General features: G+C 59.3%; 24 protein-coding genes and 1 tRNA gene. 9 read left to right on the top strand and 16 right to left on the bottom strand.

Annotated features, from left to right (window positions below; translation table 11 throughout):
• Positions 1-66: 66 nt before the first annotated feature.
• Complete coding sequence (locus E7002_RS05330; protein ID WP_303727820.1) at positions 67-2,517, bottom strand: ABC transporter permease; 2,451 nt, start codon at positions 2,515-2,517, stop codon at positions 67-69.
• 1 nt (position 2,518) lies between these two features.
• Positions 2,519-3,226, bottom strand: coding sequence for an ABC transporter ATP-binding protein (locus E7002_RS05325; protein WP_303727819.1), 708 nt, complete (start codon positions 3,224-3,226; stop codon positions 2,519-2,521).
• A 249-nt stretch (positions 3,227-3,475) separates the two neighbouring features.
• Between E7002_RS05325 and E7002_RS05320 the strand changes: the two genes are divergently transcribed.
• Together E7002_RS05320 and E7002_RS05315 are read left to right on the top strand one after the other, a co-directional pair.
• The gene (locus tag E7002_RS05320; protein WP_303727818.1) at positions 3,476-4,432 is read left to right on the top strand and encodes a magnesium transporter CorA family protein; all 957 of its coding nucleotides are present in this window, start codon (positions 3,476-3,478) and stop codon (positions 4,430-4,432) included.
• Between the two features lie 142 nt (positions 4,433-4,574).
• On the top strand, positions 4,575-5,108 hold the full coding sequence (locus E7002_RS05315) for an adenine phosphoribosyltransferase (protein WP_303727817.1): 534 nt from the start codon (positions 4,575-4,577) through the stop codon (positions 5,106-5,108).
• A 90-nt stretch (positions 5,109-5,198) separates the two neighbouring features.
• Here E7002_RS05315 and E7002_RS05310 read toward each other — a convergent pair whose 3' ends face one another.
• Positions 5,199-6,098, bottom strand: a complete 900-nt coding sequence (locus E7002_RS05310; RefSeq protein WP_303727816.1) for a polysaccharide deacetylase family protein — start codon at positions 6,096-6,098, stop codon at positions 5,199-5,201.
• Between the two features lie 63 nt (positions 6,099-6,161).
• Between E7002_RS05310 and E7002_RS05305 the strand changes: the two genes are divergently transcribed.
• The 3 genes from E7002_RS05305 to E7002_RS05295 all read left to right on the top strand — a co-directional run bounded on the left by E7002_RS05305 (position 6,162) and on the right by E7002_RS05295 (position 10,999).
• Positions 6,162-6,488: a hypothetical protein gene (locus tag E7002_RS05305; protein ID WP_303727815.1), complete on the top strand. Its 327-nt coding sequence runs from the start codon at positions 6,162-6,164 to the stop codon at positions 6,486-6,488.
• A gap of 53 nt (positions 6,489-6,541) precedes the next feature.
• The gene (locus E7002_RS05300; protein ID WP_303727814.1) at positions 6,542-10,264 is read left to right on the top strand and encodes a phosphoribosylformylglycinamidine synthase; all 3,723 of its coding nucleotides are present in this window, start codon (positions 6,542-6,544) and stop codon (positions 10,262-10,264) included.
• 78 nt (positions 10,265-10,342) lie between these two features.
• Positions 10,343-10,999 carry an HAD family phosphatase gene (locus E7002_RS05295; RefSeq protein ID WP_303727813.1) on the top strand — a complete coding sequence of 219 codons (657 nt, stop codon included), beginning with the start codon at positions 10,343-10,345 and terminating at the stop codon, positions 10,997-10,999.
• 53 nt (positions 11,000-11,052) lie between these two features.
• Here E7002_RS05295 and E7002_RS05290 read toward each other — a convergent pair whose 3' ends face one another.
• Positions 11,053-13,053, bottom strand: a complete 2,001-nt coding sequence (locus E7002_RS05290; RefSeq protein WP_303727812.1) for an NAD(P)/FAD-dependent oxidoreductase — start codon at positions 13,051-13,053, stop codon at positions 11,053-11,055.
• A gap of 189 nt (positions 13,054-13,242) precedes the next feature.
• Positions 13,243-13,863 (bottom strand): MBL fold metallo-hydrolase, encoded by a 621-nt coding sequence (locus E7002_RS05285; protein WP_303727811.1) that lies wholly within the window; start codon positions 13,861-13,863, stop codon positions 13,243-13,245.
• An 80-nt stretch (positions 13,864-13,943) separates the two neighbouring features.
• On the opposite strand from E7002_RS05285, the gene E7002_RS05280 reads away from it, so the two are divergent.
• Positions 13,944-14,507 carry a TIGR00730 family Rossman fold protein gene (locus E7002_RS05280; RefSeq protein WP_303727810.1) on the top strand — a complete coding sequence of 188 codons (564 nt, stop codon included), beginning with the start codon at positions 13,944-13,946 and terminating at the stop codon, positions 14,505-14,507.
• Here the strand turns inward: E7002_RS05280 and E7002_RS05275 are convergent.
• The 10 genes from E7002_RS05275 to E7002_RS05230 form a co-directional block, all read right to left on the bottom strand.
• Positions 14,504-15,568: an A24 family peptidase gene (locus E7002_RS05275; protein ID WP_303727809.1), complete on the bottom strand. Its 1,065-nt coding sequence runs from the start codon at positions 15,566-15,568 to the stop codon at positions 14,504-14,506. The two genes, E7002_RS05280 and E7002_RS05275, sit on opposite strands and share 4 nt — an antisense overlap.
• A 180-nt stretch (positions 15,569-15,748) precedes the next feature.
• Positions 15,749-16,489 (bottom strand): energy-coupling factor transporter transmembrane protein EcfT, encoded by a 741-nt coding sequence (locus E7002_RS05270; protein ID WP_303727808.1) that lies wholly within the window; start codon positions 16,487-16,489, stop codon positions 15,749-15,751.
• A 104-nt stretch (positions 16,490-16,593) separates the two neighbouring features.
• Entirely contained in the window at positions 16,594-17,100 is a 507-nt protein-coding gene (gene rplQ, locus E7002_RS05265; protein WP_303727807.1) for a 50S ribosomal protein L17, read from the bottom strand.
• Positions 17,101-17,113: 13 nt separating this feature from the next.
• A complete protein-coding gene (locus tag E7002_RS05260) occupies positions 17,114-18,064 on the bottom strand; it encodes a DNA-directed RNA polymerase subunit alpha (protein WP_303727806.1) in 951 nt (316 codons plus the stop codon).
• 31 nt (positions 18,065-18,095) lie between these two features.
• Positions 18,096-18,689 (bottom strand): 30S ribosomal protein S4, encoded by a 594-nt coding sequence (gene rpsD / locus E7002_RS05255; protein WP_066660068.1) that lies wholly within the window; start codon positions 18,687-18,689, stop codon positions 18,096-18,098.
• Positions 18,690-18,706: 17 nt separating this feature from the next.
• Positions 18,707-19,105 (bottom strand): 30S ribosomal protein S11, encoded by a 399-nt coding sequence (gene rpsK, locus E7002_RS05250; protein WP_066660066.1) that lies wholly within the window; start codon positions 19,103-19,105, stop codon positions 18,707-18,709.
• A gap of 10 nt (positions 19,106-19,115) precedes the next feature.
• Entirely contained in the window at positions 19,116-19,484 is a 369-nt protein-coding gene (gene rpsM / locus E7002_RS05245) for a 30S ribosomal protein S13 (RefSeq protein ID WP_066660064.1), read from the bottom strand.
• 18 nt (positions 19,485-19,502) lie between these two features.
• Positions 19,503-19,616 carry a 50S ribosomal protein L36 gene (rpmJ, locus tag E7002_RS05240; RefSeq protein ID WP_006363204.1) on the bottom strand — a complete coding sequence of 38 codons (114 nt, stop codon included), beginning with the start codon at positions 19,614-19,616 and terminating at the stop codon, positions 19,503-19,505.
• Between the two features lie 126 nt (positions 19,617-19,742).
• On the bottom strand, positions 19,743-19,973 hold the full coding sequence (gene infA, locus E7002_RS05235) for a translation initiation factor IF-1 (RefSeq protein ID WP_369677319.1): 231 nt from the start codon (positions 19,971-19,973) through the stop codon (positions 19,743-19,745).
• 240 nt (positions 19,974-20,213) lie between these two features.
• The gene (locus E7002_RS05230) at positions 20,214-20,774 is read right to left on the bottom strand and encodes a shikimate kinase (protein WP_303727803.1); all 561 of its coding nucleotides are present in this window, start codon (positions 20,772-20,774) and stop codon (positions 20,214-20,216) included.
• A 173-nt stretch (positions 20,775-20,947) separates the two neighbouring features.
• Between E7002_RS05230 and E7002_RS05225 the strand changes: the two genes are divergently transcribed.
• The 3 genes from E7002_RS05225 to E7002_RS05215 all read left to right on the top strand — a co-directional run bounded on the left by E7002_RS05225 (position 20,948) and on the right by E7002_RS05215 (position 23,744).
• Positions 20,948-21,023 (top strand) — tRNA-Lys (locus tag E7002_RS05225).
• 534 nt (positions 21,024-21,557) lie between these two features.
• Positions 21,558-22,808, top strand: coding sequence for a glycosyltransferase family 4 protein (locus tag E7002_RS05220; RefSeq protein ID WP_303727802.1), 1,251 nt, complete (start codon positions 21,558-21,560; stop codon positions 22,806-22,808).
• A 42-nt stretch (positions 22,809-22,850) separates the two neighbouring features.
• Positions 22,851-23,744 (top strand): diacylglycerol kinase family protein, encoded by an 894-nt coding sequence (locus E7002_RS05215; protein WP_303727801.1) that lies wholly within the window; start codon positions 22,851-22,853, stop codon positions 23,742-23,744.
• 9 nt (positions 23,745-23,753) lie between these two features.
• On the opposite strand, the gene E7002_RS05210 is transcribed toward E7002_RS05215, so the two are convergent.
• Positions 23,754-24,923, bottom strand: coding sequence for a double-cubane-cluster-containing anaerobic reductase (locus tag E7002_RS05210; protein ID WP_303727800.1), 1,170 nt, complete (start codon positions 24,921-24,923; stop codon positions 23,754-23,756).
• Positions 24,924-24,940 lie beyond the last annotated feature (17 nt).

Genomic DNA, 24,940 nt, shown 5'->3' with positions numbered 1-24,940 from the left:
CCATCACCGCCACACGCAGGAGGGCCCGGCCATGCCGAGCCCTCCTTTCTTTTGTCTGCAGGCAGGCTATTCGGAAATCTTCATGGCCAATTCCAATGGCACGCGCTTCACCCTGCGCACATGCAGGAACGCCACGAACGCGTACGCCACCACGCCAACGACGAGCAGCAAGACGTAATTGCTCGCAGGGATCACCAAGGGGAAATTGCCCGAATAGCTCATGAACACAACCTTCATGAGAGCCGTGAGCATGCTCACAATGATGGGCATGGAAAGCACGAGCGACCCCAATACGACATACGTGATAGGACGAATGTAGAGCCCATTCACCTCGCGCGCCCGATAGCCGAACACCTTCATGTACGAAATGCTGCGGGCACTGCGGTCGATAACCGTTTTGGTGAGCAGATATACCAAGATGAGATACACCGGCACCGCCACGGCCATCATCATCTGCATGATGCTGCCCATGGAGTCAACGAGCTGATCGGCGATCTTATCCATCTCATCGGGCGTTATGACGCTCGCCACGAAGCGCTCGTCAATCTGGAGGGGTTCGTTGCTCGCATACGCATTGAAGTAGTCGGCGTCATTGCCAAAGAGCTGGTTGAAGTCGTCGATGCTCATATAGAGGGACATATCGGTTTCGCTCTCGGTGGCACTCGTGATACGCAAGTCGTACGCTTCGCCCTCGCGCGCATCGTACGCGCTCACGCTCTGCCCCACTTCGAGCTTCGTCTTCTCGGCAAGGCCCTTGGTGGCCACGATCTTCCCATCGCCAATGTCCAAGCCCTGCCAGTAAGCCGAATCAGGCTGGATGCCGTAGATGGTGACCTCTTCGCTCTCGCCGCCGAACGCACGCTCAATCTCGACCGTGGCCATGGCGAACTTCTCGGCCTGGGCAATCGCCTCGCTGGAATTCTCAAGCGTATTCACAGGCGTGGCGTCCTCGTCTACGGACATGGCGCGAATCATATCGCTGAAGTAGCCGTAATCACCAAAGCCATCGAGCGCATTGTCGCTGTACGCGATGTCCTCCGCCGCAGCATACGCGGCACGGTCGGAACTCGTTCCCTGCAGCTCGAGCGGCGTCTTCAGCACGTACTCATATTGTGCGGCAACGTTGTCGCGCATCTGGCTGGCGTAATTCTGCACCACGGGCAACATGCACGTGCCGAACAGAAGAAGCAGGCTCGCGAACAAAATGCCCGCGAAGAGCGTAATGAAGTGCGAAAGGTTGCGAATGAGCACGCGCAGGCGGAATCGCGTAGGATACGTCAGCCCATCCGGCAGGCGCAGGCTATGGCGGCGCGACTTGTGCGCCACTTCGCGCCTGAGGAACTGTAAGGGCGTATTTCCCAGCTTCCGCATCAGGCCAAACAACGTAATGCCGGAAAGGAGCAGGAACGGCACGATTGTCGTAAGGAAGACGATGCGCCAGCTCCAGATAAGGTGATATGGCGGCAAGCTGTAACTGTTGTAGTACAGCCCAGCCATGGGCTCTTCCATGACGGTGATACCCAGCACAAGCCCCAACGAACACGCAACAAAACCGCAGATAACGGGCAGAGCAAGATAATGGCGGAGCAACTCGCCCTTGCGCCATCCGCTTGCCAGCAGCGTGCCGATGACCGCGCTTTCCGCTTCGATGGTGGCACCCGTGAGCACCACGAACACGAACGCCATGATGACCACCAAGATGATAACGAGCACCATCCACATAACCTGGTCGTGAGCGGCATCGTCGGTGGCGTAGCCAATACCCTGGTTGTCCTCGTAATCGATGAAGTCGGAAAGCGTCTCGCCATCACTCGAGAGCGTCTTCATCATCTCCTCCTCGATGTCCACGCGCGCGGGCTTATCGAGGGAGCGATCGTTCATCACGAACGAGTAGTTGAACGTCTGCCCCGCCGACCCAATAGCCTCATAGGCTTCGGGCGTCACCTGGGCAACGCTAAACGTGATGGCGTTGAAGATGAAGTTCGAGTTCTTCTCGAAAAGGGCCTGGTAATCGGGCAGCGTCATGATGCCGCAAATTACGAACTCCTGCCCATTCACCGTAACCGAATCGCCCACGGAAAGGTCGTGGTTGGCGCAGAACACGCGGTCGAGCGCAATCTCGTTCGCCTGGGTGGGCTCGCACCCCTGCGCATACGACGCCAGGTTCACCTGGGTGCGGTTCTGATATAGGCGTACGGTCAGGTCGGTAAGCTGGCCTGAAGCCGTTTCGGGAAGCGACATCGACACATTGTTGTAGAAGTCCTGGTACACCGTGCATCCCAGAGCCTCCACATCGGAAATGGAGTCGTCGTCGGCTTCGAAGTCGACGACGAAGTGCCCGTCTTCGATGACGTACGCATCGCGCATCCCGTCGCCAATGACGACGATGCTGTTGGCGGCCATCATGAACCCCAACGTGAACGCCACGGCAAACGTCATCATCAGGAACATGCCCAGGTATTTGCCTATGTTATTCCGAAGCTCGCGGGGGAACCTCTTATGCAGTGGGTTGCGCATGCTACCACTCCAACTGCATGGCGGGAAGCACGTGCTCGTTCACGGAATCCTCCACCATCACGCCGTCGCGCAGACGCAGCACACGATGCGCCATGTGCCGAATGGCATCATTATGCGTAACAATGACAATCGTGCAGCCATACTGCTGGTTCACTTCTTCCATGAGCTGCAGGATTTCCTTGCTCGTCTTGTAGTCGAGCGCGCCGGTGGGCTCGTCGCACAAAAGCAGACCTGGGTTCTTCACCAGCGCGCGGCCGATGGCGCAGCGCTGCTGCTGGCCGCCCGAAATCTGATGCGGGAACTTATGGCGATGCTCGTACAGCCCCAATGATTTCAGCAAGGGTTTCATGGGCAGGGGATCCTTCGAGAGATACGCGCAAACCTCGATGTTTTCCTGAACGGTAAGGTCGGGAACAAGGTTGTAGAACTGAAAGACAAAGCCAAGCTCCTTGCGGCGATACTCCACGAGCTTCTTGTCGGGAAGCGTTGCGATGTTGGTGCCGTTCACCACAATGGAACCGCTATCGGCAGGTTCCAAGCCGCCCACCATGTTCAGGAAGGTCGACTTGCCCGAACCGCTGGGCCCCAGCAGCACGCATATCTCGCCGCGCTCGAGCTGCACGTCGATACCGCGCAGCACCTGCAGGCATGCCTCCCCTTCCCCGTAGTGCTTTTTCAGATTCCGAATGTCCAAATACGCCTGAGCCACGCTGTGGCCTCCTATAATTAGCCATGCCTAACTGTTTATCGTACATCATACGCGAAGAGAGCACTCCACAAAGTCGCATATTCGCCCCAATGGCAATCTCCATAGCCGCGACATCGACAAACAGGCGCACGAACGGGGCGAAGACGCTGTCAGCCCACCAGGCACCCCGCACGCGCCAGCCAGGCCACACCGCGCTGCCGTGCTCATGTATAATCGGTGCGTCCAGAAACCAGGCGAAAGGAGTGCGCGGTGATCGAATGCTTCCTCACCGATAAAACGGGTACGCACGCCATCGAAGAACCCGAAGCCGGTTGCTGGGTAAACGTCACCTCCCCCACGGCCGAAGATCGCGCCTGGCTGGAAGAGGAGCTGGGCGTCATCGACGAATTCGTGAAGTCGGCCCTCGACGACGAAGAGACTTCGCACGTCGACTACGACGAGGACACGGGTCAAACGCTCGTCATCATCGACTGCCCCTTCATCGAAGACGCGGCGGAAGCCGAAGACCCCCTCATGACGCAGTACGACACGCACCCCCTTACGGTGCTCTTCCTGCGCGCGCAGGACATGATCGTCACCATCAGCCTGAAGGAGAATCCCACGCTAAGCCTGTTCGCCGTGGGCAAGATCGCCGATTTCAACACGCATCAGCGCACGCGATTCCTTCTGCAGATCTTCTCGAACACCGTGCAGCGCTACCTGCGCTACCTGCGCAGCATCAACCGCCAGTTCACCAAGAACGAAAAGATCCTGCACCAGACCATGCGCAACAGCGAACTCGTGAAGATGCTGGGCTTGGAAAAGTCACTCGTGTACTTCAGCACCTCGCTGCGTGGCGACGAAACCACGCTCTCGCGCATCCAATCGGGCCGCGTCGTGCAGCTATACGAAGACGACAAGGACCTGCTCGACGACGTGTTCATCGAGATTCGCCAGGCCATCGAGATGTGCACGGTGTACAGCAGCATTTTGAACGGCACCATGGACACGTTCTCGAGCGTCATAAGCAACAACCTGAACCTGGTCATGCGAACACTCACCATCGTGACCATCGTGCTGGCCATACCCACCATCATCTTCAGCTTCTACGGCATGAACGTGGAGGGCCTGCCCCTTACCAACACATGCCTTCTGCCCCTGGGGCTCGCCGTAGTGGGCATGGCGGGAGCCATTTTGTACTTCCGCACGAACAACCTATTCAAATAGACGCATCGACCCCGCAATCACCTTATGGCGCAGCCGCCAGCACGAACGTACAATGAACTCGTGCGCACTTTGCGCATCTGCCTGCCTTGCAGGTAAAAACGTGCGAAAATAGCCGCGGATTATTATCGCAGGAAGGACCATCATGGCCGCATACGACTTCAGTGACAAGATCGTCAGCATCCCCGATTACCCGCAACCGGGCGTCATCTTCAAGGACATCACCACGCTCCTGCGCGACGCCGAAGGGTTTCAGCGCGCCGTGGACGAACTATCCAACCACTTCATCAACCAAGGCATTACCAAAGTCGTAGGCGCCGAGGCGCGCGGATTCATCATCGCCGCTCCCGTTGCATACAAGCTGAACGCTGGCCTGGTCCCCATGCGCAAGCCCGGCAAGCTGCCGCGCGAAGTCTACTCGCAGGAATACGGCCTGGAATACGGCTCCGATGAACTGCAGGTGCACACCGACGCCATCACGAAGGACGACCGCGTGCTGCTAGTCGACGACCTTATTGCCACGGGCGGCACGGCCGTAGCCCAGGCAAAACTGCTCTCCAAGTTTGGCGCCACCCTCGTGGGCATGGCCTTCCTCATGGAGCTTGACTACCTGAACCCGCGCAAGGTCGTACGCGAAGCCACTGACTGCGACATCTTCTCGCTCGTTCACGTAAGCTAGCGCCCAGCCGCGAACCCCAACGCAACAATGCCCCGCTTGCCGCACAGCATGGCAAGCGGGGCATTTTCATGCGCTCGAAAGGGAAAAGCGCTAGTTGTTTACGCCATGATGGCTGGCCAGAGCGCTGCGGTCGATGGCCTTGAACGTGTAGCCCAGCGACTGGTAGTGCTCGATGATGGTGGGAAGCGCTTCCACCGTAGCCTCGTGCCCCGACGAATCGTGCATGAGCAGCACGATATTCGTGTAGTCGTCGCCATCGCACGCGGCTTCGGCGAGCTCTTCGGCAGTATGGCCCGAAGCACCATCACCACAGCTGATGTTCCAGTCGAAGTACTGGTAGCCCCTATCCTGCACGTCGTTTACGAGCTCGCTCATAATGCCCTTCGTGTATTCCGCGGAAATGGCATTGGACGAGCCTCCTGGGAAGCGAATGAAGCACGGCACGTAGCCAATCTGCTCCTTCACCAAAGCCCCCACGGCATCCAAATCGTCGAAGTACGCACTTTCCGACGCATAGACGGTTGCGTAGTCATGCGAATAAGTATGCAAGCCAATGGTGTTGCCCTGCTCGTAGGCCTTCTTGATCATGTAAGCGTAATCGGGCTTGATGCCCGTAACGAAGAAGGTCGCCTTCACGTTGTACTTGTTTAGGATGTCGAGCACCTTCTGGGTGTTTTCGGAAGGGCCATCGTCAAACGTGAGCCAAATGGTCTTAGTTCCGTCGGTCTTCGTACGCCATTCGGTGTTGGCGTTCGGGTCGACGGCAAATTCCTGAGCGCGCGTATCGTCTTGCGCATTATAGGTAGGCTCGGAAGAGGCCTGATTGCCCGCAACGGAAGAAGCGCCGGAATCGGACACACCCGCCGTAGCCACGGCATCCACATCGTCCTGCGAAGAGGCAGTGGACGACGAGGCGCACCCAACGAGCGCGCAGACGACGAGCATTGCCACGGCAAACCATGTAGCCCATTTGCACGTACGGTTCTTCACGATTCTTCCCCCAGTTCCTTGTCGTAGAATGTTTTCATCGTACTCCACATAGATTGGTTCAACATGGCAGAACAGAAGAATCATCAATCCGCCGAGCAGGAAAAGAACCCATTTGCGCTCCGTCGCAACCTGTTCGCAGCGGCAACTCTCGCGGCATTCATCGCCTACTTCATCGTGCCCGACCAGCTCGCGAAGACGATCATCATGGTCGTCGCGATCATCCTGGTCATGGCAGTCACGTACTTCCAGCAAAAGCATCGCTCCTGGATGGTTGCGCGCCGCAACCCCGCGGCATACGACTCCGACGGCCGTTACCACAAGGAATGGGAAAACCTCACTCAGGAAGACATCGACCGCGAGTGGGAAAAGCTAAAAGCGAAGAACAACTAGTTGCGCATCACGCGCGTGCGTTTGCCCAACGAAACCACAACGAAAGGCTCCACATGGTTTCACGTATCTACGTCGAGAAAAAACCCGGCTTCGATGTGGAAGCGCAGCAGCTTCTGCACGAGCTTCAGGACATCTTGGGGGTCAGCGGCCTGAGTGGCCTGCGCCTCGTGAACCGTTACGATGTCGAGGGTGCGGCGGAAGACCTGTTCGAATCCTGCATCCCCACCGTATTCAGCGAGCCCCAGAGCGACGTCGTCTATCGCTCCCTGCACGATGAATGCACGGAAGCCGCAGCCGTATTCGCCGTGGAATTCCTGCCTGGCCAGTTCGACCAGCGCGCAAACAGCGCCAGCGAATGCATTCAGCTCATCAGCCAGGGCGAACGCCCTGCGGTTCGCAGCGCCAAGGTATACCTGCTGGAAGGCTCGCTTTCCCAGGCCGACGTCGATCGCATCAAGGGCTACGTCATCAACCCCGTGGAAGCGCGCGAAGCCTCGCTCGATACCGTGGAAACGCTCGCGGGCAACTACCCCGAGCCTGGCCCCGTGGAAGTGCTCGACGGTTTCCTGGAAATGAGCGAGGAAGAGCTTTCCGCGTTCATCGCCGACCGCGGCCTGGCCATGGACTTCGCCGACATCGCCTTCTGCCAGGAATACTTCCGTGAAGAGGGCCGCTGCCCCACCATCACGGAAATCAAAATGATCGACACCTACTGGAGCGACCACTGCCGTCACACCACGTTCGGCACGCAGCTCGACGAAGTGCAGATCGACGACGAAACGGTTCGCCAGGCATTCAACCGCTATCTGGAAATGCGCGAGGAGCTCGGCCGCACCGAAAAGCCCATCTGCCTCATGGACATGGGCACCATCGGCGCAAAGTATCTGAAGGCCAAGGGCGTCCTTACGGGCCTCGACGAGAGCGAGGAAATCAACGCCTGCACCGTGAAGGTGAAGGTCGACGTGAATGGCGTCGACGAAGACTGGCTCTTCCTGTTTAAGAACGAAACACATAACCACCCCACCGAAATCGAACCCTTCGGCGGGGCTGCCACCTGCGTGGGCGGCGCCATCCGCGACCCGCTTTCGGGCCGCAGCTACGTCTACCAGGCAATGCGCGTAACGGGTGCCGCGAACCCGCTGGCTCCCGTTTCCGAAACGCTGCCCGGCAAGCTGCCGCAGCGCAAGATCGTCACCACGGCTGCCGCGGGCTATTCCAGCTATGGCAACCAGATTGGCCTGGCCACGGGCCAGGTAGACGAGATCTACCATCCGGGCTACATGGCGAAGCGCATGGAAATCGGCGCCGTTGTCGCCGCCACGCCCGCCAACCACGTACGCCGCGAGACGCCCGCCCCGGGCGACGTCATCGTGCTGCTCGGCGGCCGCACCGGCCGCGACGGCATCGGCGGCGCAACGGGTTCCTCCAAGGCCCACAACGCGCAGTCGCTGGAAAAGGACGGCGCGGAAGTGCAGAAGGGCAACGCGCCCGTCGAGCGCAAGCTGCAGCGCCTGTTCCGCCGCGGCGATGCCTGCCGCCTCATCAAGCGCTGCAATGACTTCGGCGCAGGTGGCGTGAGCGTTGCCATCGGCGAGCTGGCCGACGGCCTGCATGTGAACCTGAACGCAGTTCCGAAGAAGTACGACGGCCTCGACGGCACCGAGCTTGCCATTTCCGAAAGCCAGGAGCGTATGGCCGTGGCGCTGGACGCTTCCGACGTGCAGGAATTCCTGGCCTACGCCAAGGAGGAAAACCTGGAGGCCACGCCCGTCGCCACCGTTACCGCCGACGCCCGCGTGCGCATCGATTGGAACGGCAAGGCCATCGTGGACGTAAGCCGCGAATTCCTGGCCAGCAATGGCGCACCCAAGCACCAGACCGCGCATCTGTGCGCTGGCAGCACGTACGCCCCCAACTGGGAAGGCGACACCCTGGCGGAGCGCATGACCTCGCTCGTTACCGACCTGAACGTCTGCGGCAAAAAGGGCCTGGTCGAGCGTTTCGACAGCACCATCGGCGCGGCAACCGCCCTCATGCCCTTCGGCGGCGCACGCCAGCTCACGCCTGCCATGGCCATGGCGGCCAAGCTCCCCGTGTTCGGCGAAACCCATACCGTCAGCGGCATGGCCTGGGGCTTCAACCCCTTCACCATGGAAGCGAATCAGTTCACGGGAGCGTACCTTTCCGTGGTGGAAAGCGTGGCCAAATTCGTGGCCGCCGGCTTCCAGCGCGCGAATGCCTATCTGTCGTTCCAGGAATACTTCGAGAAGCTGCGCACCAGCCCGGAACGCTGGGGCAAGCCCGCGCAGGCCGTACTAGGCGCCCTGATGGCCCAGGTCGACCTGGGTGTTGGCTCCATTGGCGGCAAGGACTCCATGAGCGGCAGCTTCGAAGACATCGACGTGCCGCCCACGCTGGTAAGCTTCTGCACGGGCTGTGGCAAGGAAGATCGCATCACCAGCCCCGAATTCAAGGGCGCTGGTCACCGCGTCATCGAGATTCGCCCCGCCTATCAAGAAGACAACCTCACGCCCGACGTGGAAGACCTGCTCGCGGCATTCGACATGGTGGAAGAGTTCATTGGCTCCAAGGCCGCACTGGCCGTTTCCACGCCCGGCTACGGCTGCGCCGCCGAAGCGCTCTTCAAGATGTGCCTGGGCAACGGCATCGGCCTTGCGCTGAACGACAACGAAGAGCGCGGCGACCTGTTCGCACCTGCGTACGGTTCGTTCTACGTAGAGCTTGCCGATAACGCCGAGATTCCAGCCGCTACAGGCAGCCTGTACGTGGGCGAAGTGGGCGCCACCACGGAAGCCTACGAGTTCAGCGCAGCAGGTGAGGTCATCTCGCTCGCCAAGCTGCAGGAAGCCTGGGAAGGCAAGCTCGAGCCGGTGTTCCCCTACCGCAACCAGGAAGGCACCGTCGAAGCCGTGACCAGCGACAACCACACGCCGCTCGTATTCAACGGCACCATCGCAAAGCCGCGCGTGATCATTCCCGTATTCCCAGGCACGAACTGCGAATACGACACTGCAGCTGCCTTCGAGCGCGCGGGCGCCGAAGCCACCACGCTCATCATCAACAACCTCACGCCTGCCGCCGTAGCGGAAAGCACGAAGGCGCTCGTGGAGGGCATCAAGAACAGCCAGATCGTCATGATCCCCGGCGGCTTCTCGGGCGGCGACGAGCCCGACGGCTCCGCCAAGTTCATCACGGCATTCTTCCGCTCGCCCGCCGTCACCGAAGCGGTACGCGACCTGCTGCAAAACCGCGATGGCCTGATGCTGGGCATCTGCAACGGCTTCCAGGCGCTCGTGAAGCTGGGCCTGGTGCCTTACGGCGACATTCGCCCCATGGACGACACCTGCCCCACCCTCACGTTCAACAGCGTGGGCCGTCACCAGAGCCGCATCGTGCGCACGCGCGTGGCCAGCAACCTTTCGCCCTGGCTTTCCGAATGCGAAGTAGGCGACATCCACACCATGCCCATCAGCAACGGCGAAGGCCGCTTCGTCATCTCGCCCGAACTGTACGCGCAGCTGGCCGCAGCCGGCCAGATCGCCACGCAGTACGTGGACGAAAACGGCAACCCCAGCATGAACTGGGCAGCCAATCCCAGCGGTTCGGCATACGCAATCGAAGGCATCACCAGCCCCGACGGTCGCGTCTTCGGCAAGATGGGCCACACCGAGCGCAGCGGTTCGGGCCTATACCAGAACATTCCGGGCCAGAGCTTCCAACCCATCATCGAAAGCGGCGTTGCCTACTTCAAATAGGCCAACACCTCACGCGCCCTCCCATGCCAGGGAGGGCGCTTCTTTTTACCCACACGCCCACTTATCAGGAGCATCCCCATGACCGACATCTTCACCGGCACCCGCGGATTCATCTTCGATTGCGACGGAACGCTCCTCGATTCCATGCAGGCATGGAACGAAGCCGAAGACGCCCTGCAGCGCATGGCGAACGCCCCCGTGAGCCCCGAAGACGCCACGAGCATCCACGCGCTGCCCATCGAGGAGAGCGCCGCGCTGTGGCATGAGAAATACGGCGTCGGCGAAAGCACCGAAGACGTGCTCGCTATCGAGGACAACGTGCTCCTTTCGTTCTACCGCGAGCGCGTCGAGGTGCTGCCCGGCGTGCGCGCCATGCTCGAACGCGCTCAAGAACAGGGCATTCCCTGCTGCGTGGTTACCAGCAGCCCGAAACGCTACGTGCAGGCGGGGCTCGAGCGCTGGGGGCTTGCCTCGTTCTTCGCCGAGATCTGCACTACCGACGAGCTGGGCATGACCAAGGAAGAAACCGCCATCTACGAGCACGCCATGGCGACCATGGGCTCCACTCCGGAAACAACCTGGGGATTCGATGATGCGGTCTACGCCGTGAACGCCATGACGCGTGCGGGCATCCGCACGGTGGGCGCCTTTGACCCCAACAACACCTCGCATCCCTTCGAAGACCTGCAGGCCGTAGCTACCGTAGCCGTGCATAGCCTGGAAGAGCTGCTCTAACGCAAAGGCGGCGAGCCGAAGCCCGCCGCCATCCATTCGCTATAACGCACGCCCTAGAGGAACTGATGCCGCTGCAACACGCTGATGATGTCGCGGCCTTCCATGGTGCCGTGAATGATCTGACGTGCACGTTTGCTGTCGCCAATGTTGTACAAGACCACGTTAGTTCCCGCAAACGCCTCTTGTAGCGCGGCAAGGACAGGGTTGTTCGAACGCATGCCCAGCGCCACAAAACCATAGTCGAAGGGCACGACCATCTTTTCGCCCTCGAGGGTCTCCACCACGAACTCATCGTCGCGCACTTCCTGAAGCGCCGTGCGCGTCATCTGCTTGACGTTATATTTCGCCAGCTTGTTCGCCGTGTCGCTCTTGGTTACCGGGTCGAGGCCCGCGCCAATTGCAGGAGAGCGTTCGATGATGGTAACCTCTGCGCCACGCGGGGCAAACAGGCTCATGATATCCAAGCCCGTTGCGCCGCCGCCAATGATGGCCACCTTCATGCCCGTCATATCCTGCGGATACCCATTAATACGCTCGATCATCTTCAGCGCCGTGGCCACGCGCGTGCCATGCTTGTCCACGCGATATTTCAGGCCCGTAATGGGAGGCAGCGTGGGATTGGAACCCGTGGAATTCACCACGATGTCAGGGTTCAAGCTGCGCACGAAATCGACCGTAGCCGGCTTGCCCGTGAAGATGAACAGGTTATGCAGCTTCTTCGCGCGGGCAATCAAGTAGCGCGGGAAGTCCATGATGCGGTCCTTCTCGGGGATGCGGGAAATGGTAGCCGCCAGGCCACCCAGTTCCTCCTTCTCCTCGATCAGGAACGTGGTGCAACCCACTTCCGCTGCCGTGCAAGCGGCTTCCAGGCCCGCCGTGCCGCCGCCTATGACCACCACGTTGCAAGGCTTCTTCACCTGCATCTCGCGGTAGGCGTCATCGTGGAACAAGTCGGGGTTCACCGTGCAGCGCATAGGCTGATTCAAGCCAATGCGATGGCCTGCGCAGCCAATGTTGCACGAAATGCACGTGCGAATGTCCTCGATGCGCCCGTCTTCCACCTTGTTCACCCAATACGGGTCGGCAATAAGCCCGCGGCCCATGCCAATGAGATCGGCATCGCCACGCGCCAGGATATCCTCTGCCACCTGGGGCTTGCGAATATTGCCCATAGTGATGCATGGCTTGCCGTAGGCGTCCTTCAACGCGCGGGCCATGTACGCGCGCCATCCATCGGGCTTGTAATCGATGTCGATCTGCAACTGGATGGCACCTGCCAGACCAGCTGAAACATCGAACACGTCCACTTCCTCCTGGAAGTACTGCAGGTACTCGATGCAGTCCTCCAACGTGTTGCCGCCCTCCATGAGCTCATCGGCCGAAAGACGGATGAAGATCGGGAAGAAGGGCCCCACCTGGGCACGCACTTCCTGCACGACCTCGGTCACGATGCGAGCGCGATTTTCGGGACTGCCGCCGTATTCGTCTTCGCGATGATTGGTAAGAGGAGAAAGGAACTGCGAGAGCAGATAGCTATGGCCAGCGTGAATCTCCACGGCGTCAAATCCGCACGCCTGGGCGCGCTTCGCCGCCTCGCCGAACTTCTTCACCACATGCTTGATTTCCTCAACCGTCATGGGGCGCGGAACCTCGCCGCCCGCCTTGCTGGGAATGTCGGATGCGGAAATGGGCTGACAGCCAATACGCCGTTCCATGGTGGCAGCGCCAGCATGGTTGATCTGCACCGCAATGCAGGCACCATGACGATGCACCGCCTCGCACAGCTCGTACAAACGCGGCATGAACGTATCGCGGTCGATGCGCAGCTGCGTGGTTCCGTTGCTGCCCTGCGGGTAGTCGATATCCACGTTTTCCAAGATGATGATGCCCGTGCCACCCTTGGCACGCTGCTCGTAGTAGGCGATATGCTCCTCGGAAAGCTCGCCGGAGCACTTGGCGAAGTTCGTTCCCATGGGTGCCATGACAATACGGTTCTTGGCCGTCATATGCCGTACGGTGAAGGGCTCGAAAATGTGCGGATACGCTGCTTGCATAGGCCTCTCCCTGCGCTCTGCCTGCATGATGCCGCCCGCCTATGGGCGGTCCGCACAAAGTATACGGCGGGCATATACACCCGCCGCTGATGCGTTACCGACGCCTATGGCAAATTGAATGAATCGAAGGCTATGACACGCAAAAGTAAAATAGGACAACGAACGGCAAGTATGCCGCAGCGCGACGCCCTACAAATCGAGTTCCTGCCCCGGGTGCAAGATAATGCGCCCCTCTGCGTGAAACGCCTGGGCCTTGCCCTCGTCAAAGAGCGTTTCAGGCGTGGGGCTGCCGTTCATGGGAACTAAATGCACGGGCATGCTGTGGCGCGCACCCACCAGAGCCGCGCAGTCGCTCGCCTCTTCCACGCTCATGTTGTAGAAGCCATCGCCCGGGAACACGGCGTAGTCGAGAGCCATGGCAGCCAGCTTCCCCGAACGCATGTCATCGGTAGTGCTGGTGTCGCCGGAAGCGTAGAAGCGCACCCCATCGAAGGAAAGCACCAGGCCCACGCACTCGTCTACCGGATGATTCTCGTTGCACGCCTGAACAGGCTGGATATGCACGCCGCATACGTCGAACGTACGGTATGCGCCAGGAGCGGGCTGGAAATCGGAAGCGCGCAGGACGCGGCAACCCGGAGCATGGGGCATCTGGTCGACATGGTTGTGATCGAAGTGCTCGTGCGTGACCAAAACGAGATTCGCAGGCACGTCGTAGCCCTCGCCCGCAAACGGATCGACGTACACCACCGTGCCATTCTCGAGCGTGAAACGATAGGATCCATGACCCTGATAGAGCATTTTCGCCATACGAGCTCCTCCCGATGCGTGCATCTTTTGCGCAAGATTATACAATGGGGAAACGCACGCGAACCTTCTGGAAGGACATCATGAACATCTGCGTTTTCTGCGGCTCGAACGCCAACGCCGGCGAGCCCTACGTATCCAGCGCCATCAACCTCGGCACCGAAATGGGCCGTCGCGGCCACACCCTCGTGTTCGGTGGGTTCGAAACGGGCCTCATGAGCTCCGTCGCACATGCAGCCGCCAAGGCCGGAGGAAGCGTTCTGGGAGTCATCACCACCGACATCCCCTACCTAAGCGCACGTCCCGTTTTCCCCTGCGACACGTTGCTGAAGGCACATAACCTCTCCGACCGCAAGGACATGATGTTCGAGCATTCCGACGCCTTCGTCGCGCTCCCAGGGTCGGTGGGAACGCTGGACGAGATCTTCAGCGCCCTTGCAGAGCAGAAGGTGAAAGACGGATATGCGCCCAAGCCCACGGGCATCTACAACGTGCAGGGCTATTACGACGCGCTCGGCGCGCTCTTCGACCAGATGCTCCTCGCCAAGTTCATGGACCCGAAGGATCGCGACCTGTTCAGGATTTGCGACACAGCTGCGGCCACGCTCAATTACGTTGAGCAAGCCGTGCTTTGCGCCACCAACTAGAACAATTCCAGATACCAGTGCGTAACGGGACCGCCCACCATCATGGTGACCCAGCACGCCAACGCAATGGAGGGGCCAAAGGGAAACACGCGCGAGACGCCCTTGGACGCCGGCACACGCTCTTCCCCTAGGAAGGGCCATTCGTCTTCCATGGCCCCCTGCGAAGCGCCGCCTGCGCCATCGGGGGCGGACGACTCGTCTTCCGACTGGTCGAGGCGATAGATATCATCGCTAAACCCCGCACGGTTCTGCGTGGCGAGGGCGAACAGGATGCCCAACACGCATGCGATCACGATGAGGAAGAGGCACTGGCGAGCGCCAAAGTAGAAACCCGCCACGGCAAACAACTTCATATCGCCCCCGCCTATCGAAGAGCGCCCCAGGAACTTGTCCATGGCCAGCGCCAGCACGACCACAGCCACGCCGATGATTACCGCACCCAAAAGCGATGTCCGCAGCATATCCAAGATGACGATGGAGGCATCGGCCGTAGGATCCCAAAATGGCTTGTCCTCGAACCCAAGCGCCTGGGCATCCATGAGCACGATGCCATGCGCAGCAGGGTCGGCGAATACGGCCTGCACGGGAGCGCCCAGCACAAGGGCAAGCCATGCGCAGACGATGAATAGCACGCGAATGACGATGGCAGCCACGATTGTCTGGTTTGGAATATATGATTCATCCAAGTCGGTAAGGGAGAGCACCATAAGCACGCTGGCAAATCCAACCATCTGAAGCGCCTCGAGAGTAAGGCCGTAGCAGATAACAATGGACACATACAGCGCAGCACATGCGAATTCGCTGGCAGGATATCGCGCGGAAAGGCGCGCGTGACAGTAGCGACAGCGGCCCCTCAACGCCGTCCAGCTAACGATAGGCACCAGGTCGTTCGCGGAAAGCACATGCCCACACGTATCGCAATGGGAACGCCCTGCGAGCACGGGTTCATTGCGCATCAGGCGCCATGCCACGCGCCCCAGGAAGCTGCCCATTGCAAGCCCCAAAACGGCAGCCAGTAAGATGGCGCAGCCAACGTATATGCCAGGCAGAGTAAGAAGCACCCGGTCCCTCTCGCATCGTTGTGAAGTTGAGTTGACGCGCACCCCCTACGCGTTCGTTTTCTTCACTATATACTCACAATTCGCGACTGTCACGCGCCTAAGACAGATTCGAAACGATATCCCATCCAGGGAAAACGCTCAAAGACACGCCTGCGAGCAGGCATTTCGAAGTTGTGTAGCCTAAAGAAGAATTGCGCAGACAACAAGCGCTGCGGCAACAGCCAGCATGCCTATGGCAGGCCCAACGCCCAGTGCGCACTCACGCAAGCGTGAGGGAATGCGCTGAAACCCGTAGCAGCGCGCATCCATGGATACGGCCAATCGATCGGCACGTCGATACAGCCCCACGAACAATGGCGTGAAAGCGCCGCCCCACGCCTTTGCGCGAGTGGCAATGCCTCCGCTTGCAAAACGCGCCCCACGGGACGCTTGAGCAGCCCTAATACCCTGGAATTCGTCGATGATAATGGGAATGAATCGCAACGCTATGCCCGAAACGGCGGCGATATCGCGCACGGGTACGCCCACACGGGCCAGAGGACGAAGCATGCTCTCGATGGCCTGGGAAATATCACTAGCAGTAGTCGTCGCCGTAAGCACGAAAGAAGCCGCCAGGATGAGCACGATGCGCGTTACGTAGAAGAGACCGACAAGGATGCCAGCTCCACCCAGCGCACTCGAAAGCAACGTGAGCGCCAGGATAAGCCATAGCGGAAGAAGCTGCCGCGCAAGCGCCAAAACGCGCATGCGCCCCACGGCAAGGCACGCTACGGCTACGACTGCATACGCGCCCATCCCCCACCACGTATCAACAAAGAAGAGTGCAATGGAATACACGAGCACAACCGTGATCTTCACGCGCGCATCAAGCGCATGGAGGGGCGTAGTGCCTGGTTGATATGTAGCGGCATTAAGGGGCATGCGCCCAGTATGGCACGCGCCGTTGGCCACATGGGGAACAACGACGAGTGCAACAAAAAAAGACCCGCCGAAGCGGGTCTTTCAATGCGCTTAGAGCGAGTAGGCTATTCAGCCTTCTCCTCGGCAGCCTCGGTAGCCTCTTCAGCGACTTCCTCGACAGCCTGCTCGGCCTTTTCCTCAGCCACTTCTTCCTTCTTGGGAGCAGCAGCCTTCTTGGCAGCCTTGGCCGGCTTTTCGGCCTTCTTGGCCACGGGCTCGGTAACGAGCTCCATGATCACCATGGGAGCGTTGTCACCCTTGCGGGGGCCAAGCTTCATGATGCGGGTGTAACCACCCTGGCGGTCCTGGAACTGACCCTGAGCAACCTTCTCGAAGACCTCGCGGACGAGCTCCTTGTCGCCCAGAGCGGCGATGGCCAGACGACGAGCGTGCAGGTCGCCACGCTTCGCCCAGGTGATGATCTTGTCAACATCGGGACGGATTTCCTTGGCGCGAGCCTCGATCGTCTTGATGCGGTCGTTCGTGAACAGCGCGACAACCAGGCTCTTCTTCATGGCCTTGGTATGCGCGGCATCGGTGCCGAGCTTGCGACCCTTCTTGTAGTGTCTCATGTTCTCGATTCTCCTATTGCTTCAAATTGAGGCCCATGGAAATGAGCTTGTCTTTCACTTCTTCGATAGACTTGGCGCCGAAGTTGCGAATGTTGAGCAGGTCGTTTTCGGAATATTCGACCAGCTGACGCACCGCATGGATGCCAGCGCGCTTCAGGCAGTTGTAGGAGCGGACGGAGAGGTCCAGATCCTCGATCTGCTTGTCGAGCTCGGCATTCGTTTCTTCGCCTTCCGGAGCGAAGATGGAGGGCACTTCGCCTTCCTCTTCCTCGTCGGTCTCGTTCAGGGAAAGGAATGCTCCCATGTACTGGTTGATGATGTTAGCCGCCTGGCATACTGCATCAACCGGCGAAATCGAACCGTCGGTTTCGACTTCCAGAACCAGCTTGTCGTAATCGGTGCTCTGGCCAACACGCGTGTCGGTAACATTCAGAGCGCAACGACGCACAGGGGAGAAGAGCGAATCGACATGGATGATACCGATGGGATCCTCGGTACGCTTGTTGCGGTCGGCCACAACGTAGCCGCGACCAACGCCAATGCGAACCGTCATGTCCAGCTGACCGCCATCGGCAACCGTCGCGATAACGTGCTCGGGGTTCACCAACGTAAACTCCGTGGGCACTTCCAGGTCGGCACCGGTAACGGTGCAGGGACCCTCGACGGAAATGCGAGCGGTAGCCTCGGTGGCATCATCGGCGAAGGCGCTGAAGACCAGCCCCTTCACGTTGAGGACGATGTCGGTAATGTCTTCGATTACGCCTTCAGCGGTGGTGAACTCATGCTGAACACCATCGATCTGAATAGCCGTAGCAGCAGCGCCGTCGAGCGAATTCAGCAAGACGCGACGCATGGAGTTACCCAGCGTGTAGCCATAACCACGCTCAAGCGGTTCGACCACGAAACGAGCAACGGTATCGCTGACTTCTTCCGTAGTGATTGTAGGCCTCATGAACTCTGTCATATTGTGTAAGCCTCCTTAAAAGCCGCGTAGATTACTTGGAGTAAAGTTCGACGATGAGCTGTTCGTTGATGTCCAAATCGATCTGATCGCGGGTGGGAAGGTTCAGTACGCTACCCTGCAGCTTCTCGATGTCAACCTCGAGCCAAGCGGGCACCTGAACGCGCTCGTTGGAGACGAGAGCACTCTTGATGACCAGGAGTTCCTTGGCCTTGGGGGCAACGGCAACGAGATCGCCGGGACGCACGCGGTAGCTGGGGATGTCGACGCGACGGCCGTTCACGGTGATGTGACCGTGCGTTACAGCCTGGCGAGCTTCCTTACGCGTACGAGCAAAGCCCAGACGGAAGACGATGTTGTCCAGACGGCTTTCCAGGATAGCCATGAGGTTCTCACCCGTGATGCCGGGCATGCTCTTGGCGCGACGGAAGTAACCGCGGAACTGCTTTTCGAGAACGCCGTAGATGAACTTGGCCTTCTGCTTTTCACGGAGCTGCATGCCGTATTCGGATTCCTTGCGGCGGCGCTTCGGCTGGCGCTTGGATTCCTTGCCGGAATAGCCCAGCACGACAGGGTCGATACCCAGCTGCCTGCAACGCTTCAGAACCGGAGTCCTGTTCACTGCCATAATCATAATCCTTTCAGTTAAACGCGACGACGCTTGCGCTGACGGCAACCGTTGTGCGGAATCGGGGTGCAATCCTGAATGCTGGAGACTTCCAGACCCGCAGCCTGAAGGGAGCGGATAGCGGTCTCGCGGCCGGAACCAGGACCCTTAACGAACACGGAGACCTTCTTCAGGCCGTGCTCCATAGCGGTCTTGGCAGCAGCCTCTGCAGCCATCTGAGCGGCGAACGGCGTGGACTTACGAGAGCCCTTGAAGCCGACCGTGCCAGCAGACTGCCAGGAAATCACATTGCCCTGAGGATCGGTGATGCTGACAATCGTGTTGTTGAACGTAGATTTGATATGCGCGGCACCAACGGTGATGTTCTTACGCTCGGAGCGCTTGATGCGTGCGCGCACGTTTTTCTTCTGAGCCACTTAGTTACACCTACTTCTTCTTGCCGCCGATTTGCTTGCGAGGACCCTTGCGGGTACGAGCGTTCGTGTGGGTGCGCTGACCGCGAACGGGCAGGCCACGACGATGGCGCAGGCCACGGTAGCAACCGATTTCCATGAGGCGCTTTACATTCTGGGAAACTTCGCGATGCAGGTCGCCCTCTACCGTGAGGTTTGCGTTGATGTAATCGCGGATCTTCGCCAGATCGTCTTCGCCCAGATCCTTCACGCGGATATCGGGGTCAACGCCGGTTTCGGCGAGGATCTTCTTGGACGTGGTGAGTCCAATGCCGTAGATGTAGGTCAAGCCGACTTCAATGCGCTTGTCGCGAGGGAGGTCGACACCAACAAGACGTGCCATGTTCTTCTTCCTCTTTCTCTAGCCCTGACGCTGCTTATGGCGCGGATTCTCGCAGATAACGAGGACCTTGCCATGGCGTCGGATGATCTTGCACTTGTCGCACATTTTCTTGACCGAAGGACGTACCTTCATATCAAACTTCCTTTCGGTATGTGTTCCACATGTATGTTCACACCCAGCCGCAGGTGATGGTTGTCCAACTGAGCATGCAGCGGCTTGCATGCGCGCTTTGCCCAAACCGCTTGCGCGGCGAGGGACTTACTTGAAACGATACGTGATGCGACCGCGTTCGAGGTCGTAGACAGAAAGCTCGACCGTTACCTTGTCGCCCGGCAGAATCTTGATGTAATGCATGCGCATCTTGCCGGAAATGTGAGCCAAGATAGTGTGGCCGTTTTCCAGCTCTACCTTGAACATTGCGTTCGGCAGAGCCTCCGTTACGGTGCCCTCAAGTTCGATGACGTCTTCTTTGCTCAAAGGTTCCTCCATACGAGCGTTGTCTTGCACGGCGAAAGGGGAGGTTGCCAAAGCCGCTGCAAAAAGCTTTAGGCGCACAATGCGCCCAAGTTCCGCGCGTATGTAAATCGCGCGAACGGGCGGTCGAACGGCGCCCAGCACTATGCAGCGGAATTGGGGGAGAAGCGCTTACCCAGTGAACATCCGCCTTCCGTAATACGAGGGCACGCTTACGCGCGCCTCGAATCGCTTCAGACAAACACTATAGCGCGTTTAGCACTCCTCTATCAAAACTCCATTATCGATGAGGATCTGCTTCACTTCGGCGCAAATGTCCTGAACCGCGCGGCCCGTGGTGTTCACGTAGGCGTCGGCCGCGGCCTCGTAGAGTGGCTCGCGCTCGAGCACCGTGCGGCGCGCGGTTTCGATGTCCTTGAACAGGGGGCGCGAATCGGTATTGGGGATACGGCTCGATGCTTCGTCGGCGGTAACGCCCAAGTAAATGATAAAGCCGTACTTCTTCATGATGTCGACGTTGCAGGCGCGCTTCACCACGCCACCACCCGTGCCGATGAAGCGCGGGCTGCGCTGCGAGAGGTCTTCCAAGTACTCCGTTTCCAGGTCGCGGAAGTAGTCTTCCCCATCTTCGGCGAAGATGTCGGCGATGACGCGATCTTCCAGGAGCTCGAGGTATTCGTCGGCGTCGATGGAGGGGAGGCCCAGCGTGGTGGCAAGGTAGCCCGAAACGGTGGTCTTGCCAGCACCCATGAAGCCCACGAAATACACCTGCTTGGACAGGTCGTAACCGCCCGCATGATGTCGCTTCACAGCCATGGTGTGCCCTTCCCTCGAACTGCGGCATGCGCCCTTTGGCACTCCAGCCGCCTAAAGTAAATTGGGTGCATTGTAGCGTACGCAAGCCCATTAACCAACCCCGTGGACAAGAAATGAATGGATTGACCAAACGTAGGGCCATCGGTAGAATGTGACACTGCGCTTAGCGCCGTGGGCCGTTAGCTCAGTTGGTAGAGCAGAGGACTTTTAATCCTAAGGTCGTGGGTTCGAGTCCCACACGGCCCACCATGACGCATCAACTCCCAACTGGGAGTTTTTCTTTTTTTGGACGACTTTCACAACGCACCGTGTGGGACTCGAACCGATGAGGTGGAATTCCGTAAAGCAAACGTGCCAGCGGCACGTTTGTAGGAATTCGCCCGACCGAGCCTGCGAGGGAGGGTTGCGGATTCGCGAAGCGAATACGCGAGTCCCACACGGCCCACCATCGCATTGATGCTCCCACCTGGGGGCATTCTTCATTTTCGGGCGTCTCTCAACCGCGCACCGTGTGGGACTCGAACCGATGAGGTGGAATTCCGTTAAGAAAACCGTCCGGCGGACGGTTTTTAGGAATTCGCCCGACCGAGCCTGCGAGGGAGGGATGCGGATTCGCGAAGCGAATACGCGAGTCCCACACGGCCCACCATCGCATTGATGCTCCCACCTGGGGACATTTTTCATTTTCGGGCGTCTTTCAACGCCGCCCCCTCAGAACCATCCCATTCTCACGTATTCCAACGTATATACTGTGAACGCTAAAGAACCGTATGAGGGGACGAAATGAACATCCACTGGATCATACCCACGCGCGTAGGCCCCGGCTCGGGCGGAACGCGCACGATTGCCCAAGTAGCAGAGGAGTTGGGAAAGAACAACTCCGTCACCATCTCCGTGGCAAACGAAGCCTATGAACCCGAAGAGGTTCAGGGGGTTCTACGCGACTCATACGGCATGCAAAACGCAATTGTCATAGCCAAGGAAGACATTCCCTCATCGCTTGACGTCGTAGTCGCTACCGCCTGGAACACCGTCAGCGAGGCCCTGAACACGCCAGCTCGCGCGCGAGCATACTTCGTCCAGGACTTCGAGCCCTGGTTCATGCCCATGGGATACGACCAGATACAAGCACGACTCACCTATTCGCAGGACCTCCGCATGGTCACCATTGGCCGCTGGCTGCCCGTAAAGCTGCAGCAAGAGGCCAACGGCAAGGCGGAGCCCTTCGATTTCTGCGTAGACAGCTCCATTTACCACCGCTTGGATTCCACGCGCGAACGAGCAATCTGCGTGGTGCTGCAGCCCGAAAAGCCTCGTAGATGCCACGAATTGCTTCTGCAAGCACTGCGCATCGTAAAGCATCACGACCCGAGCATTCATATCTACTCGTACGGAAGCGGCGTTCCGCTCGACGATGTGGAAACCGCCGACGCCATCGACACCCAGCTTGGCCTGCTGCCCGTCGAAGAGCTTGCAAGCCTGTACAATCGCTGCGACGTTGGCGTGTGCTGCAGCTCTTCCAACCCGTCGCGCATCCCGTTCGAAATGATGGCATGTGGCTTGCCGGTTGTTGACCTGCACATGGAGAACAACCTGTACGACTTGCCCTCAGATGCCACGTCGCTCGCCTACCCCGACCCTGCCTCCATGGCGGAAGCCATTCTTGGGCTCTTCGCCGACGACAGCAAGCGTCAGCGCATGTCCGAAGCCGGCTTCGCATTCATGGCGGAACGCACGATCGAACGAGAGAAGGCAATGGCGGCCGAGCTCATCGAGAAAATCGGAAGCGGAACCTTTGCCGCGCAAAGCACGCAGAAAAAGAAATACCTCGTCGAAGGCGTACGCGCATCCAGCGAGCTGTACCGCGAGGCCGCGATCGTCGCAAAGCTGCACGAACAGGTCGTGCGCGAGCGTCTTGAGGCAAGGCAGAGCGAGGAAGCGCGCATCGCGGAAGCAGCGGCCGCAGGAACGAGCGATTCACCTGCAACGTTTGGCATTCGCCGATGCATCAGGCATTTCTTGAAGAAGGGATAATCCGAAGCGCGCCGTAAAGCACCCTTCCGCTACAATAGCGCCATGCAAGATATCCTGCTCATAGCAAATCCCGCCGCACAAAGCGGACGTGCAGCCAACGCAGCGCGCGACGCAGAGGCAATGCTGCACGCCGCAACGGGCGCAAACGTACGCTTGGAGTCAACGCAGCGCTCGCACCATGCGGAAACGCTCGCACAGGAAGCCGCACATTACGACGCGGTGATCACGCTGGGAGGCGACGGGGTCGTCCATGAAACCATCAACGGCCTCATGCGTCTGCCTGAAGAGCTGCGGCCCGCACTGGGCGTCATCCCTGCTGGCACGGGTAACGACTATGCACGCTCGCTGGGCATGCCCAAAAACCCCGCGCGCGCCATCGAGCGCATTGCGCGCAACGAGGCACGCTGGGTCGATTTGGGCCAGGTAAATAACACCTACTTCATGGAGACGCTCTCGTTTGGCCTCGACGCCGCCATCGCCATCGAGACGGTGGAACGTCGCAAGCATACGAACAAAAGCGGCACGGCCCTCTACGCGGAATGCGGATTCAACCAGATAGCCCACCATCTTGACGCGCATACTTGGACGGCATCGTTTGACGGCGGCGTTCCCGTAAGCAGCTCATCGATTACCTTTGCCGTGCAGGTGGGCCCCTATTATGGTGGCGGCTTCCGCATCTGCCCCGACGCAAGCATCGATAATGGGCGCCTCGACGTATGCATCGCGCATCCCCCACTGGGCAGGGCAAAGGCTGCGTTCATATTCGTACGCGCCAAAAACGGAAAGCACACCGGATTCCAGTGCATGGAAATGCGCACGTGCAAGAAGCTGCATGTCGAATTCGAAGTAACGCCACCCGCTCAGATGGACGGCGAGCAAATCGTAGCGCGCGTCTACGACGTAAGCATACTCCCCCGCGCGCTCCGCGTGCTGTAAGATAAATCCCTACAGCATCTCGATGAAAGCCGCCAAGCGCGTTTCAAGCTGGCCCATATCGGCTTCCGAATAATCCACTTCAACCTTCATGTACGGCACGCCAGCGTCTTCCACGGCGCGCTGCATGAGCGTGCTCTCGATATTGAACGTATGGCAGGCGGTGAGAATGACATCGATCACACCATCTACCTGGTATGCATCCAGCTGACGGCACGTGTGCTCCATGCGCCCGTTATTCGGCGTCATGACGGAGCAGTTGATGTCCAGGTAGCGGTCGGCGATGGCATCCAGGATATCGGGCGCGTCTGGGTCGATCTCCATGCAGGTCGTGCGTTCGCCCGAGCAATCGTCCAGGCATACGATCACGCCGCCGTTGCGCTCGATGGTGCGGCCGACCTTGTTGATGAGGCCACCCGACGGACAGCCCGTGAGCAGGATGCGCTTCGCACCAGGGGCAATTCCTTCGGGCGTAGAACCTGCTTCGGCGCGCTTCTGGGCGTCTTCCACCAGGCCCTCCAGCTTCTGAGCATATTCCTCGATATCAAAGCTGAACGAGCCCGCGGCAAGCGTACTCATGACCTCAACGCCACCCAGGGGCGCGGGTACATGACGCTGCACCTGGAATAGGGCCGTCTGCGCACGGCGCAGCCTGTTGCGACGACGCACGGCAGCGCGTAAATCGTCGTCCGTAATGATGATGCCGAAGATGCGCTCGAGCTCTTCCTTGAAGTAGCGCACCTCGGCGCGCCACTGCTCGGCTTCCAGTTTGCGCGTACGACCAGCAGGCAAATGCAGCACGTGAACGGGCTTCATATCAGCCAGAAGCTCGTACATCTTCTTCTTGCCATCGCAAGTGGTTTCGCCCACGATGAGGTCGGAAAAGTACGTAAAGGGGCACTTGTCGGCCAGGGCAAATCCGAACGTCGACTTGATAAGCGGGCACAAGTTCGACGGCAGCACCGTCTCGGCAATGGAGACCGTTTCGTTCGACGTGCCACACAGGCCCACGGCAGCCGCTCCAGCTGCGTCGATGATCTCAAGCGGCGTATACGAGCACAGGTAGCCAACCAAGCGACCGCCTGCTTCCTTGAAATCCTTCACGCGCAAAAACGAGGCCTTGCGCTGCTCGTTGTATTCCTCGAACGTCTTGGGCAATACCGCCTGCTGCACCTGATCCATGAAAAACGGAAGGCCGC

Source organism: Denitrobacterium detoxificans, from assembly GCF_015062615.1.
In the GTDB taxonomy this organism is placed as follows: Bacteria; Actinomycetota; Coriobacteriia; order Coriobacteriales; family Eggerthellaceae; genus Denitrobacterium; species Denitrobacterium detoxificans_A.
The sequence above is the reverse complement of the archived record's forward strand: the minus strand, read 5'-3'. Positions and strand labels throughout refer to the sequence as shown.

Bases quoted from the DNA above. Each gene is read 5' to 3' on its own strand.
- E7002_RS05330 (WP_303727820.1), bottom strand. From the start codon at position 2,517: ATGCGCAACCCACTGCATAAGAGGTTCCCCCGCGAGCTTCGGAATAAC.
- E7002_RS05315 (WP_303727817.1), top strand. From the start codon at position 4,575: ATGGCCGCATACGACTTCAGTGACAAGATCGTCAGCATCCCCGATTAC.
- E7002_RS05305 (WP_303727815.1), top strand. From the start codon at position 6,162: ATGGCAGAACAGAAGAATCATCAATCCGCCGAGCAGGAAAAGAACCCA.
- E7002_RS05300 (WP_303727814.1), top strand. From the start codon at position 6,542: ATGGTTTCACGTATCTACGTCGAGAAAAAACCCGGCTTCGATGTGGAA.
- E7002_RS05295 (WP_303727813.1), top strand. From the start codon at position 10,343: ATGACCGACATCTTCACCGGCACCCGCGGATTCATCTTCGATTGCGAC.
- E7002_RS05290 (WP_303727812.1), bottom strand. From the start codon at position 13,053: ATGCAAGCAGCGTATCCGCACATTTTCGAGCCCTTCACCGTACGGCAT.
- E7002_RS05285 (WP_303727811.1), bottom strand. From the start codon at position 13,863: ATGGCGAAAATGCTCTATCAGGGTCATGGATCCTATCGTTTCACGCTC.
- E7002_RS05280 (WP_303727810.1), top strand. From the start codon at position 13,944: ATGAACATCTGCGTTTTCTGCGGCTCGAACGCCAACGCCGGCGAGCCC.
- E7002_RS05270 (WP_303727808.1), bottom strand. From the start codon at position 16,489: ATGCCCCTTAATGCCGCTACATATCAACCAGGCACTACGCCCCTCCAT.
- rplQ (WP_303727807.1), bottom strand. From the start codon at position 17,100: ATGAGACACTACAAGAAGGGTCGCAAGCTCGGCACCGATGCCGCGCAT.
- E7002_RS05260 (WP_303727806.1), bottom strand. From the start codon at position 18,064: ATGACAGAGTTCATGAGGCCTACAATCACTACGGAAGAAGTCAGCGAT.
- rpsD (WP_066660068.1), bottom strand. From the start codon at position 18,689: ATGGCAGTGAACAGGACTCCGGTTCTGAAGCGTTGCAGGCAGCTGGGT.
- rpsM (WP_066660064.1), bottom strand. From the start codon at position 19,484: ATGGCACGTCTTGTTGGTGTCGACCTCCCTCGCGACAAGCGCATTGAA.
- rpmJ (WP_006363204.1), bottom strand. From the start codon at position 19,616: ATGAAGGTACGTCCTTCGGTCAAGAAAATGTGCGACAAGTGCAAGATC.
- infA (WP_369677319.1), bottom strand. From the start codon at position 19,973: ATGGAGGAACCTTTGAGCAAAGAAGACGTCATCGAACTTGAGGGCACC.
- E7002_RS05230 (WP_303727803.1), bottom strand. From the start codon at position 20,774: ATGGCTGTGAAGCGACATCATGCGGGCGGTTACGACCTGTCCAAGCAG.
- E7002_RS05220 (WP_303727802.1), top strand. From the start codon at position 21,558: ATGAACATCCACTGGATCATACCCACGCGCGTAGGCCCCGGCTCGGGC.
- E7002_RS05215 (WP_303727801.1), top strand. From the start codon at position 22,851: ATGCAAGATATCCTGCTCATAGCAAATCCCGCCGCACAAAGCGGACGT.
- E7002_RS05210 (WP_303727800.1), bottom strand. From the start codon at position 24,923: ATGGATCAGGTGCAGCAGGCGGTATTGCCCAAGACGTTCGAGGAATAC.